We start from the raw sequence: 15360 nt of genomic DNA on the forward strand, positions 1-15360 counted from the left end.
TCGAAATCATCCATCTCTCTCTTCTCTTCCTCTGCGTACTCTGCGCCCTCTGCGGTTCAAATATTCTAATACAACCGGATTGAAAATAAGTCATGTTATACTAAGAGCGATCGCACCTTTCATTATTTATCAACATAAACTAAAAATTAATGCACAAAATAGCCGCAACACCAGGAGGCTGGAACCCCCAAGCCGAAGGAGTAATTTTTATTCAGCAAACCCCAGCACCAATAGTATTTATTAGTGCTGCTGACACCGACATTCAAACACTCGCAGTCGCTGCATCCAAAATGCCGGCAAAATTTCCCAAAGTGCGCGCAGTAAACCTGCTTCAATTGCAGCAACAACTAACAATTGATACTTATGCCGAAGAAGTTTTAGAACGCGCAGAGGTCATAATCTTAAGACTGTTAGGAGGGCGTTCTTATTGGTCTTACGGCTTAGAAATTCTCCGGGAAACGGTGCAGAGAACTAACGCATCACTGATTGTAATGCCGGGAGAAGACAGTCCCGATCCCGATTTAATCAGCCATTCCAATGTATCGCTGTCAGCAGTCAATCAACTGTGGCGCTATTTCACAGAAGGCGGAGTCCAAAACTTTGTTAATGCACTAAAATTTGCCGCCGATACTTGCCTGAAAACTGCTTACAACCCGCCACTACCTCAAACAGTTTCCCGCGTCGGAATTTATGATTGGGACGGAGAAGCGGGGGCGTGTTTTGCAACTTTACAACCAGATTCAGATCCCCCTAAATCCCCCTTAAGAAGGGGGAATTTGACAACTTCTTCCTCCCCCCTTAAGAAGGGGGGCTGGGGGGGATCTCCGGGTTTGGAAACACTCCCTAAAAGGCACGGCGAGGGCGGGCACGGGGGCACCGCCCCTACGGTCGGAATTTTATTTTATCGCGCTCATTATTTATCAGGAAACCTAGCACCAATTGATGCACTCTGTCAAGCTCTAGCAGAGCGAAATTTAGTCCCAGTTCCCGTCTTTGTGTCTTCTCTGCGGGAACCAGATTTGCAAATAGAATTGCTAGAGTATTTTAAACCAAAAGAATCAGAACCAATTCAATTATTGCTCAATACCACAAGTTTTGCAGTCTCCGGTTTCAGCAGTCAAGAACCGGAACAAAACAGCTTAAAATCCTTAGATGTTCCTGTATTGCAAGCAATCTTCAGCGGTGGCGGTTTGGAACAGTGGGAAACGGAACTTCAGGGACTTTCGCCCCGCGATGTGGCGATGAATGTAGCATTGCCAGAAGTAGATGGCAAAATCATTACTAGGGCTGTTTCTTTTAAAGCCGTACAGACTTGGAACAGCGAATTAGAAACAGATGTAGTAGGCTATGTCGCTGCAGGCGATCGCATTTCATTTGTAGCAGATTTAACTGCGAATTGGGTGAAGATGAAACAAACCCCAGCCGCCAACAGACGCATCGCCATAATTCTAGCAAATTACCCCACTCGCAACGCCCGCTTAGCCAACGGCGTCGGCTTAGATACGCCCGCTAGCTGTGTCGAAATCCTCAAAGCTATGCAGCAAGCTGGCTATCAAATTGAAAACATCCCCGCTAGCGGCAACGAGTTAATTGAACTCCTGACTTCGGGCGTGACAAATGACCCGGAAGGACGCGAATTGCGGCCTGTTCATCAATCATTGGATTTGGCAGAATATGAAGAATATTTTGCTACTTTGCCGCAGGAAGTGCAAGATGGGATTTGTAAAAGATGGGGGCTTCCGGGAAGCTATGCACAAGATTTTATAAGCAACAATACGTCTTTTCCGATTCCGGGGATTCAGTTCGGTAATGTATTTGTAGGAATTCAACCATCGCGTGGATACGAACTTGACCCCGCGTTAAATTATCACGCCCCCGACTTAGAACCTACCCACAATTATCTAGCTTACTATTACTGGCTGCGAGAAAAATTGGGAATTGATGCTATAATTCATGCTGGAAAACACGGCAATTTAGAATGGCTTCCCGGTAAAAGTATAGCATTGTCTAACAAATGTTATCCAGAAGTGGCGTTAGGCGCGATGCCGAATTTTTATCCCTTCATTGTCAACGATCCGGGGGAAGGTTCCCAAGCAAAAAGACGATCGCAAGCTGTGATTATCGACCACCTGACACCGCCAATGACTCGCGCCGAACTCTACGGGCCTTTGCAGCAGTTAGAAACCTTAATTGATGAGTATTGCGAAGCCCAAAGTTTAGATCCGTCCAGATTGCCCATGATTCGCGATCGCATTCTCGCCCTCACCAACAAAGAAAACTTAGATAAAGACTTAGGAATACAACTAAATAAATCAGAATTTACAGAATTTATCACTCGCACCGACGGCTATCTTTGTGAACTCAAAGAATCCCAAATTCGCGACGGATTGCACATTTTTGGGCAGTGTCCCGAAGGTAGACAGTTGAGAGATTTGATAATTGCGATTGCCCGCCATCCCACCAACGGGCGATCGGGCTTAACCCGCGCCCTAGCTAAGGATTTAGACCTAGACTTCGACCCGTTAACAGCCGATCCGACATCAAAAATTCAGAACCGCACAGCCGGCGATTTAACAGCAGAACTAGAAGAAAAAGCCGCTGAATTAGTAGATAATTTAATCGAAAACATCCGCGTTAATCCGCGTTCATCTGCGGTTAACAATATCCAAATAGGAGAAGCAACCCAACAAGAATTAGACTGGATAAATAACTATCTTTTACCTTCCCTCCTCCAAACAAACCAAGAAATTACCAACCTTTTGCGCGGGCTAGATGGGCGGCACATACCAAGCGGCGCATCCGGCGCGCCCACTCGCGGCAGACCAGATGTATTGCCCACCGGTCGCAATTTTTACTCCGTAGATATCCGCGCCATTCCCACAGAAACCGCCTGGAGAGTTGGCAGAGTTGCTGCTGAAAATTTAATCGAAAGATACACCCAAGAAAACGGCGAATATCCGAAAACTTTGGGTTTGTCAGTGTGGGGAACATCCACCATGCGGACGGGAGGAGACGACATCGCAGAAGCCCTAGCATTGATAGGAGTTCAACCTGTTTGGGATGGCCCTTCGCGCCGGGTTGTAGATTTTGAAATCTTGCCGATTTCTGTTTTGGGGCGACCGCGCGTTGATGTTACTTTGCGAATTTCTGGCTTTTTCCGCGATGCTTTTTTTAATTTAATTGATTTGTTTGATAGTGCGGTAAAAGCTGTGGCAGATTTAGACGAATCGGCAGAAGACAACCCTTTAGCAGCACAAGTTAAGGAAGAGATTTTGTATTGGGAATCTACAGGTTTGAGTCAGGAAGAGGCGCAAGGGCGATCGCAATTTCGAGTGTTTGGCTCAAAACCAGGTGCTTACGGCGCAGGACTTCAAGGCATAATTGAAGCTCAAAACTGGACAGACGACAGCGATTTAGCAAAAGCTTACATTAATTGGAGCAGTTACGCCTATACAAGTACCCCCCCAACCCCCCCTTATCAAGGGGGGGCTAAATCTAATTCCTCTCCTTTACAACCAGAGAATACCCCCCCAACCCCCCCTTACCAAGGGGGGGCTAAATCCAACTCTTGTCCCCCCCCTTTACAAGGGGGGGCTAGGGGGGGTGAATTAAGTTCTGAGGCTAATTCCAACTCTTGTCCCCCCCCTTTACAAGGGGGGGTTAGGGGGGGTGAATGGGGATGTTCTGCACCCGAAGCATTTGAAAAACGCCTCGGCCAAATGCAAATAGTTCTGCAAAACCAAGACAACCGCGAACACGACATCCTCGACTCGGATGATTATTATCAATTTCAAGGGGGAATGACGGCCGCAATCCGCAATTTGCAAGGCAAAAATCCTGAAACTTATTTCGGAGACAACTCGATTCCTGAGAATCCGAAAGTGCGGCAACTGCGGGAAGAAATTGCACGGGTTTATCGCAGCAGGGCTGTGAATCCAAAATGGATAGAAGGTGCGATGCGACACGGTTATAAAGGTGCGTTTGAAATTGCAGCAACTGTTGATTTTTTGTTTGCTTACGATGCTACGGCAAATTGTGTAGAGGATTTTATGTATGAAGGAATCGCCGAGGCTTACATTTTTGATGAGAAAGTGCAGACATTTATTCAAGAAAACAATCCTTGGGCACTGCGAGATATGGCGGAAAGATTGCTAGAAGCTCGTCAGCGGGGGTTGTGGGAGAGTGCGAACCAGGATACATTGGATAAATTGAGGTCGATCGCCCTGCAAGCCGAAGCAGTCATCGAATCCCATACATAAATACTCAAAAGTCACGATCGCGGCTGCCGAGGAATGGCCGCTTGCGGTAATATCTATTAATGTTTCGCGATCGCTGAAAGCTTTATGATTCGCCGCTACATTGCTAGCATCAGCACCAGCATCCTCAAACGTACCTGCGCCGCAGCGGCTGTATTAGCCGTAACTTTGGGATGTTCGTCAACGAAGCCGCCCAACACCGCAGCGCCATCGGGTTCGATCGACGAATCCGCCGTCCTAGCGCAGGCCCCAACGTCTCTGTTAGCTCAAAACCGCAACAAAACCAGAAAATCCCTCAGCCTGCCCTCTTGCGCGCAAAACGACGCCTTCACGGAGTCAATTAACTTTGCCACCCAAGCTTCTAATTTGGCTCAATCAGCCAATTCAAAACAAGACTGGGACGAAGTAGCCGCCCTGTGGGTGCAAGCCGTCGCCTGGATGCAAGCGGTTCCCCCCGGCAGTCCCAGACGGGCGTTTGCGGAGAAAAAAGTAATCGAGTACATGAGAAACCTCGTTTATTCCCAGCAGCAAGCTAGCGCCACCCGATCGCAAGCCAGTAGAGTCAGCTTCAGCAGCGATTTACTCAACGAACAACTCGAACTTTACCTATCCTACGTTGCCACAGTCGGCCCACCAGATGTTTTGATTGTCGGCAGTTCCCGCGCATTGCAGGGCGTCGATCCCAAACAGCTAAAACAATCTTTGGCCCAAAGAGGTCGGCGGGGCTTAAAAGTATTTAACTTTTCAGTCAACGGCGCAACTGCACAAGTAGTTGACTTTCAACTGCGGCGGCTTTTGAAGCCCGGTCATTTGCCTCAAATGATTATCTGGGCAGACGGCGTGCGGGCATTTAACAGCGGCCGGGACGATCGCACTTTTAATTCGATCGTCGATTCTGAAGGCAGCCAACTTTTAGCAGCAGGCATTCGCCCCCAACTGCCGTCCGATGAGCCCAACGTGATTCCGGCGTGTTACAGATTCCCGCAGCCCTGCGCTAACAACAATTTCCGCAAAGCATTTACCTCTGTAGATCAACCTTTCAGGGGCGGGCAAGATGCCCAACCCCTATTCCCCACAATCAAATCCCTCTCTAGTGGAACGGGCATCTTGCCCGTTGCTGACACCCAACCCCTACTCCCCCCAATCCAATCCCTCTCTAGTGGAACGGCCATCTTGCCCGTTGCCTCAAATGCTGCAAAATATGAGTTAAAACCGATCGCAGCAGATGCAGCAACCCAAAAAGCACAATTGATTCCAGTCTCACGACGGACAACAGTAGCCATCAGACAACTCAACCAATTGGCAGATTCGATCGACTCCAACGGATTCATGGCTATGTCGGGCAAGTACAATCCCAACACTTATTATCGACAACGCGCTTACGTTTCAGGCCAATACGATCGCGACTACGAAAACTTCAACCTCGGAGGCAAACAAGCAGCAGCCTTTAATTCAGTTGTAGCATTTACCAAAGCTCGCAAAATTCCTCTAATTTTCGTCAATTTGCCCCTCACCGACGACTACCTAGACGGAACTCGCCTGCGGGCAGAACAGCAGTTTCGGCAGCGAATGCAGCAACTCTCGCGGCAAAAAGGCTTCGCTTTCCGCGACTTGTCCCAGCGGTGGCCTGGCCGCAATGACTATTTTGTTGACCCCAGCCACCTCAACCGCTTTGGGGCCAGCGCAGTTTCTAGCCTACTCGCGGCCGATTCCAGCATTATCTGGCCACGGCCCAAATCCAGGCGCAGCGACGGGTAATACGATTTTAGATTTTAGATTTTAGATTTTCGATTAAAGTATTGGAAATGACAGATTTTGATTTTAGATTTTCGATTAAAGTATTGGAAATGACAGATGAGATAAGGGTTTGGATCTTTCAAAAAATTGGATTACTTTTTGGAATTGCTATAAACCAGAGGGAGAGTCTCCGACGGGAGATGCCCTGTGCCATCGGAATAATATTTTTCAGACTACAGTGCGATCGTCCCGGTCGCGGCAATTCAGTTTAAAATCTAATCATCTAAAATCTAAAATCTAAAATCTAAAATCGATGTACAGTGCGATCGTCCCGGTGGCGGCAATTCAGTCTAAAATCTAATCATCTAAAATCCCAAATCTCAAATCTAAAATCGATGTGCACTGCGATCGTCCCGGTCGCGGCAATTCAGTCTAAAATCTAAAAATCTAAAATCTAAAATCTCAAATCTAAAATCGATGTGCACTGCGATCGTCCCGGTGGCGGCAATTCAGTCTAAAATCTAATCATCTAAAATCTCAAATCTAAAATCTAAAATCGATGTGCACTGCGATCGTCCCGGTCGCGGCAATTCAGTCTAAAATCTAAAAATCTAAAATCCCAAATCTAAAATCTAAAATCGATAGGTTGTGCAACTAAAACAAGTAATTATCGCCCACAAAGCCAGAGATACCCTCAGCCAGCGGTGGGCAGAACAGTGTGCCCGCCAATTAGAAAGTCGCGGGTGTCAGGTTTTAATGGGGCCCAGTGGCCCGAAAGATAACCCGTATCCGGTGTTTTTAGCTTCTAGTAATACCCCAATTGATTTAGCGGTAGTTCTGGGGGGCGACGGTACGGCCCTAGCTGCAGCGCGGAATTTGGCGGCTGACGGCATCCCGATTTTGGCAGCGAATGTGGGGGGACATCTGGGTTTTTTAACCGAGTCTTTTGAGGATTTCCAAAAGACTGAGGAGATTTGGGACAGACTTGCGGAAGACAGGTATGCTGTGCAGACGCGGATGATGTTGCAGGCAACAGTTTTTGAGGGAAACAGAACCAATCTCGAACCCCAAAGCGATCGATTTTTGGCACTAAATGAAATGTGTGTCAAACCTGCTTCAGCCGATCGAATGCCGAGCTGTATTCTAGAAATGGAAGTTGACGGCGAAGTAGTCGATCAATATCAAGGCGACGGTTTAATTGTGGCAACTCCCACCGGTTCGACTTGCTACACCGCATCTGCCAACGGGCCGATAATGCACTCAGGAATGGAGGCGATCGCCGTTACTCCAATTTGCCCTTTGAGTTTATCCAGTCGGGCGATCGTCCTCCCGCCCGGTTCAGTCGTCAGCATTTGGCCTTTAGCAGATTACGAACTCAGTACCAAACTCTGGACAGACGGGGTTTTAGGTACTGCAATTTGGCCAGGACACCGCGTAGACGTGCGGAGGGCGGACTGCGAAGCCAAGTTTATCATTTTGCGGGAAAACTATTCTTATTTCAACACTTTGAGGGAAAAACTTCACTGGGCAGGAGCCCGAATTCGGTACAGCAACAATCACCGCAATTAATCCCAATCATCGACCATTAATCATTAATCTGTAGGGCGGGTTTTACCAACAATATTTGCCTAAAATCAATAATCTCATAAACCCGCCCCCACAAGGCGATAAATCGCAATTTACATTTTTATGCTTCGAGCGAAAGAAAGGTTGATCTGGGTTATTAGTGTGGGGGCGGGTTTATATAGATGGTTTGCGGTCATTAAATATTATTCGTAAAACCCGCCCCTACAGGATGCTATTTTACAGGCAAAACCCACCTTACCCAACGCACAATTTCTGTACTCTGTTAAGATCGCTCAATATCTTGACAAACAGCCTGATCCATGCAGACTTTTAAAAAATCAACCCGACCTTTCAACCCTCAAGATACATATCCCTGTCCCGTGTGCCGCACCGGTCAAATTTCTACCATGCCGATGATGGACGCCCTAGCTTGCAACTTCTGCCAGCACATTTATACCGCAAGCGTTGAAAGACAATCGCTCCAAATGGCCGATCGCCAACCGCCCGTAACTTGGCACTGGAACGGCAAACAGTGGATAGGAGCCCACCTCGAAGGCGTAGAATTCGGATGGCCCTACTGGGCAGCGGCTATTGGTCTAATTTTCCTTCCCACTACCTTGCTGGGACTTTCAGCTTACTATTTTCCCCCGGTTCCCGGCAGCAGGTTGTCGTGGCTGCCCCTAGCTTGGACAGGCTTAGCTTTTTTGTCCCATTTAGGCATTGTGCTGTGGTTGGTAGGTGAATTTTATCAATTCCCGGTGGTAACTTACTTCAGAGCTTGGGGGCGCAGGATAAGCCGGCGCTAACTTAAATGCTGTCTAACAGCCGATCGTCCGAGGGCTTCCCACCGACATCGATCCAGGTAAAATTAGAGGCGATCGCAAAATTAAATTCCCAATCAGCACTGAAGCAGCTATAATCGTTAGCTATTCTAAATAGTCAAAAGCAAACGCATTGCGATTTGTGAGGAGAGCGATGAACATACTTGGAATCTCGGCGTACTATCACGACAGCGCCGCAGCCTTAATTCGCGACGGAGAAATTATAGCAGCAGCGCAGGAAGAAAGATTTTCCCGCAAAAAGCATGACGCCAGATTCCCTAAGAATGCGATCGTTTATTGCTTGAAAGAAGCGAACATAGATTTGCGGGAGCTCGATCGAATAGTCTTTTACGACAAACCTTTAGTCAAATTCGAGCGCCTTCTCGAAACCTATTTAGCCTACGCACCCCAAGGTTTTCGCTCTTTCCTAGCCGCCATGCCGATATGGCTCAAAGAAAAGCTTTACCTCAAAACCATGCTCAAAAGAGATCTGGCAGCAATAGCAAACTGCAAAACAAATAAACTGCCATCTCTGCTATTTACCGAACACCACCAATCCCACGCAGCATCCGCATTTTTCCCCAGCCCGTTTCAAAAAGCAGCCGTTTTGTGCCTCGACGGCGTGGGCGAGTGGGCAACAACCTCAGTTTGGTTGGGAGATGGGAACCAACTTACACCTCAGTGGGAAATCGATTTTCCCCACTCCTTGGGTTTGCTTTATTCAGCTTTCACCTATTACACAGGCTTCAAAGTCAACTCTGGCGAATACAAACTCATGGGTTTAGCTCCTTATGGCGAACCCAAGTATGTAGACAAGATTCTCAACTATTTAATCGACCTCAAAGATGACGGAACTTTTCGTTTGAACATGGATTATTTCAACTATACAGTTGGCTTAACCATGACAAACAAGAAGTTTGACGAACTGTTTGAAGGGCCGCCGCGTCAAGCTGAAGGAAAATTGACTCAGCGAGAAATGGACATTGCAGCTTCCATTCAAGTTGTTACCGAAGAAGTTGTTTTGCGACTGTGCAGAACAGTTAAAAAAGAATTGGATGTTGATTATCTTTGTATGGCCGGCGGCGTTGCTCTCAACTGTGTTGCTAACGGCAGACTCTTGCGGGAAGGTATTTTCAAAGATATTTGGATTCAGCCGGCAGCAGGAGATGCTGGCGGTGCTTTGGGCGCGGCTTTGGCGATTTGGTATCAGTATTGCGAACAAACTCGCACTGTGAGCGCGAACTCGACAGCAAATAGTAGAGAAGCCCTCAAAACTGAACTTATCACTACAAACGCAGCGGTTGAGGAGAGGACGGAAGTTCTCACTGCCAACCCAGCGGTGGCAACTGTGGCGAAGTCGGTTGCTCATTTAACTTGTCACGATCAAATGCGGGGCTCATATTTGGGCCCAAGGTTTACTGACGCAGAAATTCTCGAATATTTGGATGCTGTCAAAGCTAGCTATCATCGATTAGATGATGCCGAATTAATGCCGCAGTTGGCGGAAATTTTGGAACAGGGAAATGTGGTGGGATGGTTCCAGGGGCGGATGGAATTTGGGCCGCGGGCTCTGGGCGGTCGATCGATTATTGGCGATCCCCGCAGTGCTAAAATGCAGTCCGTGATGAACCTGAAAATTAAATATCGGGAATCTTTTCGACCTTTTGCTCCGTCAATCTTAGCCGAACGAGTTGCGGATTATTTCGAGATTGACCATTCTAGCCCTTATATGCTATTGGTAGCACCTGTCAAATCCAGTCTCCGCATTCCCATGACTGCGGAACAAGAGCAGTTGTTTGGCATTGAAAAGCTCAACATTCCGCGATCGGAAATTCCGGCTGTCACCCACGTCGATTACTCGGCTCGCATTCAAACTGTTCACAAAGAAACCAATCCTCGCTACTATGACTTAATCAGCCATTTTGAAAAGCGATCGGGCTGTTCTATTGTGGTAAATACTTCTTTCAACGTCCGAGGCGAACCCATTGTTTGCACTCCAGAGGATGCTTACCGCTGTTTCATGCGAACCGAAATGGACTATCTGGTTTTGGAAAATTACTTGCTTCCCAAGTCAGAACAAATTCCTTGGAAACAAGATGATGCTTGGAAAAATGAATTTGAACTAGATTAATTATTAGTAAGTTGGCAGTGGGCAGTTGTGAGTTGTTAGTTGGCAATTGTCATTCTTCCTTCTTCCTTCTTCTTTCTTCCCTCTTCCTTCTTCCTTCTTCCTTCTTCCTTCTTCCTTCTTCCCCATGAGCGACGAAATTAAAAAACTCGACAAAAAAGGCTTGCGCGATTTCGGGCTGCTAATTGGCGGCTTGATTGCAGTGCTGTTCGGTTTAGCAGTACCTTTACTGCGGCGGCATTCTCTACCTTGGTGGCCTTGGGCAATCTGCGGAGTGATGGTGCTGCTAGCATTGGTGGCGCCGAAATCGCTTAATCCCGTTTATCACGCGTGGATGCGCTTTGGAATTATTCTTAACAAAATCGAAACGCCGATCGTCCTAGGGATAGTTTTTTACCTGATAGTTTGGCCGATGGGAGCGATCAAAAACATTTTCGGCGAAGATGCCATGCGGCGAAAACTCAATCCTAAAATGGATACTTACCGCGTCCCAAGTAAAGCAAGAACAAAAGTTAGTATGGAGCGTCCTTTTTAAGTGTTTGAAGCAACTTTAGACTTTCTCAAAGATTTGTGGGCGTTTATGAAAGAACGTCAAAAGTATTGGCTGTTGCCGCTCATTGTGACTTTAGTTTTTTTGGGAGCTTTGATTGTATTGAGTCAGGGTTCTGTGATTGCTCCATTTATTTACACGCTGTTTTGAAATAATGAGCAAGTTGAAAAATTTGGGTGTCAATTTGGGTTTGACACTCGGCGGTTTATTGATGGGGGTGGTAATTGGTGAAATTGGATTGCGGGTAGCCAGGATTGAAGGCTATCCCAAAATAGGAGATTTCGTAGACTCGGCGCCAACTCGTTTTCACACTTCCGATCCGAATTTGGGCTGGAAGCTGAAACCTGGTGCGTCGGGGGAGTGGAATGGGGAAGGTGCGAGTTTTGTGCAGGTGAATAGCGAGGGTTTGCGCGATCGTGAACATACAAAAGTAAAACCTCCAAATACTTTGCGCGTTGCGGTTTTGGGCGATTCTTTCACCGAAGCAATTCACGTACCTGTCGAACAAACTTTCTGGTCAAAATTGGAACGCAAGTTAGGCAACTGCGAAGCTGTTAAGGGACGCAAAAATGTTGAGGTAATGAATTTCGGGGTGCAGGGCTACGGTACTGCTCAAGAATTGATAATGCTGCGAGAAAAAGTGTGGGATTACAGTCCTGACATTGTAATTCTTGCCTTTTTTATTGGGAATGATATAATTAACAATTCGCCACAATTAGAATACGATCGCTACCGACCATTTTTTGCTTACGATGCTAGCGGCAAGCTAGTACCGGATATGTCTTTTCGCAATCTGGCGCCGATCGATCGCAACGAAAGAGCAGTTTCCTTCGTAGACCGAATGCCCAGTTTGATAGTCAAAAATTCGCGCATTTTGCAGGTCATTAAAAAAGTAGACTTAGAAAGGAAAAAGCGCGAGTTATCTGAGGATTTTACCACTTTAAGTACCAAAAACCTCAAGGAACCTGAGAATGCAGCTTGGGAAGAGGCTTGGAGGGTGACAGAGGGTTTGATAGTGACGATGCGGAATGAAGTCGTGCAGAAAAATGCTGAGTTCTTGCTTGTGACGATCGGCGATCCGATCCAAGTTGAACGGGATGCCAAGATGCGAAAAGATTTTACGAAAAAGAACAACATTCAGGATTTGTTTTATCCCGATAGGCGGCTGGAAAAATTGGGCGCGCGCGAGGGTTTTCGGGTACTGAATTTATCCGAACAGTTTCAAGGTTATACTGAAAAATATCAAGTCTGCGCCCACGGTTTTGATAATTCTGTACCCTGTGGGGGTCACTGGAATGAACTCGGACACCGACTGGCTAGTATCCTGATTAACCGCAATTTGTGCGAAAATTTGAAGCAGTCTCAATTCCCCAAAAAACAACCGTAATCAGTCAAATTTCATGAAAGATTCAACGGCGCTGAAAAAAGGCAAAAATATATTAAGTATAATCGCGGTTAATTTGGCGATCGCCTTTATTTCTCTGGAAGCTTTGTCCCTAGCTTTTTATTTTCTCAACCAAAAACAGTTTTTTTATACCAGAACTAAAGCCAAAGAAAAAGTAGTAGAAGATATTGAAAGGATCGGCATTAGACTTGATGAATCTATCGTAGAAAGACTGCACCCACTTTTTGGCTATGTACTCAAACAAGGTGCTTTCACCAATGAAAAATTAAAGTTAAAAGTCAACAAACACGGCTTTTTTTCACTTTACGAATATCCGTTTATTAAAACTAATAAAAATCAAGTTATCATCGGAGTTTTTGGCGGTTCAGTTGCGAATAATTTTGCAGTCGATGAATACGTAACTCGCAGATTGTCTAACAAATTGAAAACTTATCCAGAATTTGCCAACAAGGAAATTATTGTTTTAAATTTTGGGAATGGCGGCTACAAACAGCCCCAACAATTATTGATTTTAAATTACTTTCTGGCTTTGGGTCAAGAATTAGATTTAGTCATCAATATTGATGGTTTTAACGAAGTAGCGCTGTCAAATTTAAACAACAAAGCCCAAGTAGAAATAGGAATGCCCAGCGTTCAGCACATACAGCCTCTGACTGGTTTAGCCAACAACAACTTGTCGCCGGAAGCGATGAGCTCGATCGTGCAAATTAACGAAAACAAAAAACAATTAAAAGCAGGTATTGACAAATTGCAAACTTGTCAACTTGCTTTGTGTCACGCTGTCACCTCGCTACAGGTGAAACAATTAGTCAACAATTACCAGCAAGCAGTTGTCAAGTACGATTCACAAGTCAAACAATCCAACTCCGACACGGCAAATAGCGGTATAGTCTACATTCCCAAAGCTGACTTTGTTTTGCAGGACGCCGCTGCTTTTGACAAAATGGCATCGATGTGGTACGAATCGTCGATCGGCATGAATCAAATTTTATCAAGTAGAAAAATTAAGTATTTTCACTTTATCCAGCCCAACCAGTATTATCCCACTCAGCGAGCGTTTACCGCCAAGGAAAACGAAATCGCGATTAACAAAGAGAGTCCCTACATTGAAGGAGTGAAAAAAGGTTATCCGGTGTTGTTGTCCAAAGTCGATGATTTGCAAAAAGCTGGGGTTAATATTTTTAGTGCAGTGAATATTTTAGACAATACCAAAGAAACGGTTTACAAAGATGCCTGCTGCCACTATAATTCAGTCGGAGACGAACTATTGGCAAACTATGTTTCTAGTTCTATTATTAAAGTAGTAAGAGAATCGAAATAGAGGTTTATGAAAAATTTAAAATTTCTCAAAAGAGGGCAAGAATTCCTCAAGATAACTTTGATTAACTTAGCGCTTTTACTGGTTTTCCTCGAAGTCGGTTCCTTGGGATGGTATTTTCTCAAGCACAAGCAATTTTTCTATGCTAGAGAAAAGGTGCAAAACAAGTCGGATTTAGGAATTAATTTAGAAGGAGTGCGGCTGAATCAGTCTATTGTTGAAAGGTTTCATCCTTTTTTTGGATTTATTCAACAACCAGGCCCCGATTTTCGCCCTGGTTTTAAGGTTAACAACTACGGATTTATCTCTCCTTATGATTACCCTTTGAAAAAAACCAAGAAAAATCAATTTATTATCGGAGTTTTTGGCGGTTCTGTGGCTTCTAATTATGCAGTATTTGAAGTTCAAAACAAAATTTTGCCTCAATACCTCAAGCAGCTTCCGGGTTTGAAAGATAAAGAATTTGTAATTTTGTCTTTTGCTACCGGAGGCTACAAACAACCCCAGCAATTATTAATTCTAAACTATTTTTTGGCTTTAGGGCAAGAACTGGATCTGGTAGTCAATATAGATGGTTTTAATGAAGTAGCACTTTCTAACTTAAACAATAAAAATCAAGTCGATTTGACAATGCCAAGTATTCAGCACATTTTGCCGCTGACTAGCTTGGCGAATAATAGCCTTTCTACAAAAGCGATGAAAGCAACTATCAGAATCCAAGAAAATAAAGCTAGGATTAGTCAGGGTTTGGAACGTTTGCAAAACTGCTCTTTAGCTGCGTGCGATGCTTTGACTTCTGTTTACGTTCAAAATTTAGTTAATAACTATAAAACCGATGTTATTAAGTTTGAACAAGAACGGACTAAACAAAAAAAAGATGACGGCGGCAGCGTTATTTATATCAATACTAATAAGTCAGTTTTACCGGATTCAGCCGCTTTTGAACAAATGGCCCAGAATTGGGTAAAAAGTTCAATTTTTATGCACAAAGTTCTGTCTGCTAGTAATGTGCCTTATTTTCATGTTCTTCAGCCTAATCAATATTATCAGACGAAAAGGGTGTTTAGTGAATCCGAAAAGCAGATTGCTTTTAATAAGGATACTCCTTATGCTAAAGCTGTGCAAATTGGATATCCGGCTCTTTTCAAGAAGTTTCCTAATTTGGAAAAAAATAAGATCAATCTAGTGAATGCTGTCAATGTTTTTGACAAGACTAAAGAGGCAGTTTATGTAGATAGCTGCTGCCACTACAATCAAGCTGGAGAGGTAGTTTTTAGCAATTATGTGGGCAGTTCTATTCTGGAATCTTTGCGGAAAGATGAAAGAAAAAACAAGAAGTGATATTATGTCTGGTTGATTCGTTATTGTACAATTGGCGAACTCGTAGGGGCGGGTTCACCAACAATATATAATGATAACCAACAATATATAAAAACCCGCCCCACTCACTCACCAATAATTCACATCAACCTGATATTTATATTTAATTCCTAAATGTAGGTGATGATTTATCGTTGGGTGGGGGCGGGTTTTTGAGATTGTTTGTTTCCGGCGATGATGGTTGGTGAACCCGCCCCTA

10 protein-coding genes are annotated in these 15360 nt (G+C 45.1%); all 10 read left to right on the forward strand.

Going from position 1 to position 15360, the window contains the following annotated elements; all coding sequences use genetic code 11:
- Positions 1-149: 149 nt before the first annotated feature.
- The 10 genes from cobN to QUB39_RS11580 all read left to right on the forward strand — a co-directional run bounded on the left by cobN (position 150) and on the right by QUB39_RS11580 (position 15122).
- Positions 150-4259: a cobaltochelatase subunit CobN gene (gene cobN / locus QUB39_RS11535; RefSeq protein ID WP_333208909.1), complete on the forward strand. Its 4110-nt coding sequence runs from the start codon at positions 150-152 to the stop codon at positions 4257-4259.
- A gap of 84 nt (positions 4260-4343) precedes the next feature.
- A complete protein-coding gene (locus QUB39_RS11540) occupies positions 4344-6014 on the forward strand; it encodes a hypothetical protein (protein ID WP_333208907.1) in 1671 nt (556 codons plus the stop codon).
- 627 nt (positions 6015-6641) lie between these two features.
- Positions 6642-7562: an NAD(+) kinase gene (locus tag QUB39_RS11545; RefSeq protein ID WP_333053588.1), complete on the forward strand. Its 921-nt coding sequence runs from the start codon at positions 6642-6644 to the stop codon at positions 7560-7562.
- Between the two features lie 317 nt (positions 7563-7879).
- Entirely contained in the window at positions 7880-8365 is a 486-nt protein-coding gene (locus QUB39_RS11550) for a hypothetical protein (RefSeq protein ID WP_333208905.1), read from the forward strand.
- A 169-nt stretch (positions 8366-8534) separates the two neighbouring features.
- Positions 8535-10511 (forward strand): carbamoyltransferase, encoded by a 1977-nt coding sequence (locus QUB39_RS11555; RefSeq protein WP_333053590.1) that lies wholly within the window; start codon positions 8535-8537, stop codon positions 10509-10511.
- 124 nt (positions 10512-10635) lie between these two features.
- Positions 10636-11043, forward strand: coding sequence for an SxtJ family membrane protein (locus QUB39_RS11560; protein ID WP_333053591.1), 408 nt, complete (start codon positions 10636-10638; stop codon positions 11041-11043).
- On the forward strand, positions 11044-11208 hold the full coding sequence (locus tag QUB39_RS11565) for a DUF5989 family protein (RefSeq protein WP_190657062.1): 165 nt from the start codon (positions 11044-11046) through the stop codon (positions 11206-11208). It begins immediately after the preceding gene.
- Positions 11209-11212: 4 nt separating this feature from the next.
- Positions 11213-12445 (forward strand): SGNH/GDSL hydrolase family protein, encoded by a 1233-nt coding sequence (locus QUB39_RS11570; protein ID WP_333053592.1) that lies wholly within the window; start codon positions 11213-11215, stop codon positions 12443-12445.
- 13 nt (positions 12446-12458) lie between these two features.
- Entirely contained in the window at positions 12459-13784 is a 1326-nt protein-coding gene (locus QUB39_RS11575; protein ID WP_333053593.1) for a hypothetical protein, read from the forward strand.
- Positions 13785-13790: 6 nt separating this feature from the next.
- The gene (locus QUB39_RS11580) at positions 13791-15122 is read left to right on the forward strand and encodes a hypothetical protein (RefSeq protein ID WP_333208902.1); all 1332 of its coding nucleotides are present in this window, start codon (positions 13791-13793) and stop codon (positions 15120-15122) included.
- Positions 15123-15360: the final 238 nt, after the last annotated feature.

The sequence above is a fragment of the Microcoleus sp. AT8-B5 genome, from assembly GCF_036705565.1.
In the GTDB taxonomy this organism is placed as follows: domain Bacteria; phylum Cyanobacteriota; class Cyanobacteriia; order Cyanobacteriales; family Microcoleaceae; genus Microcoleus.

Excerpts from the sequence above, each read along its gene's own strand:
- cobN (WP_333208909.1), top strand. The coding sequence starts at position 150 with ATGCACAAAATAGCCGCAACACCAGGAGGCTGGAACCCCCAAGCCGAA.
- QUB39_RS11540 (WP_333208907.1), top strand. The coding sequence starts at position 4,344 with ATGATTCGCCGCTACATTGCTAGCATCAGCACCAGCATCCTCAAACGT.
- QUB39_RS11550 (WP_333208905.1), top strand. The coding sequence starts at position 7,880 with ATGCAGACTTTTAAAAAATCAACCCGACCTTTCAACCCTCAAGATACA.
- QUB39_RS11555 (WP_333053590.1), top strand. The coding sequence starts at position 8,535 with ATGAACATACTTGGAATCTCGGCGTACTATCACGACAGCGCCGCAGCC.
- QUB39_RS11560 (WP_333053591.1), top strand. The coding sequence starts at position 10,636 with ATGAGCGACGAAATTAAAAAACTCGACAAAAAAGGCTTGCGCGATTTC.
- QUB39_RS11570 (WP_333053592.1), top strand. The coding sequence starts at position 11,213 with ATGAGCAAGTTGAAAAATTTGGGTGTCAATTTGGGTTTGACACTCGGC.
- QUB39_RS11575 (WP_333053593.1), top strand. The coding sequence starts at position 12,459 with ATGAAAGATTCAACGGCGCTGAAAAAAGGCAAAAATATATTAAGTATA.
- QUB39_RS11580 (WP_333208902.1), top strand. The coding sequence starts at position 13,791 with ATGAAAAATTTAAAATTTCTCAAAAGAGGGCAAGAATTCCTCAAGATA.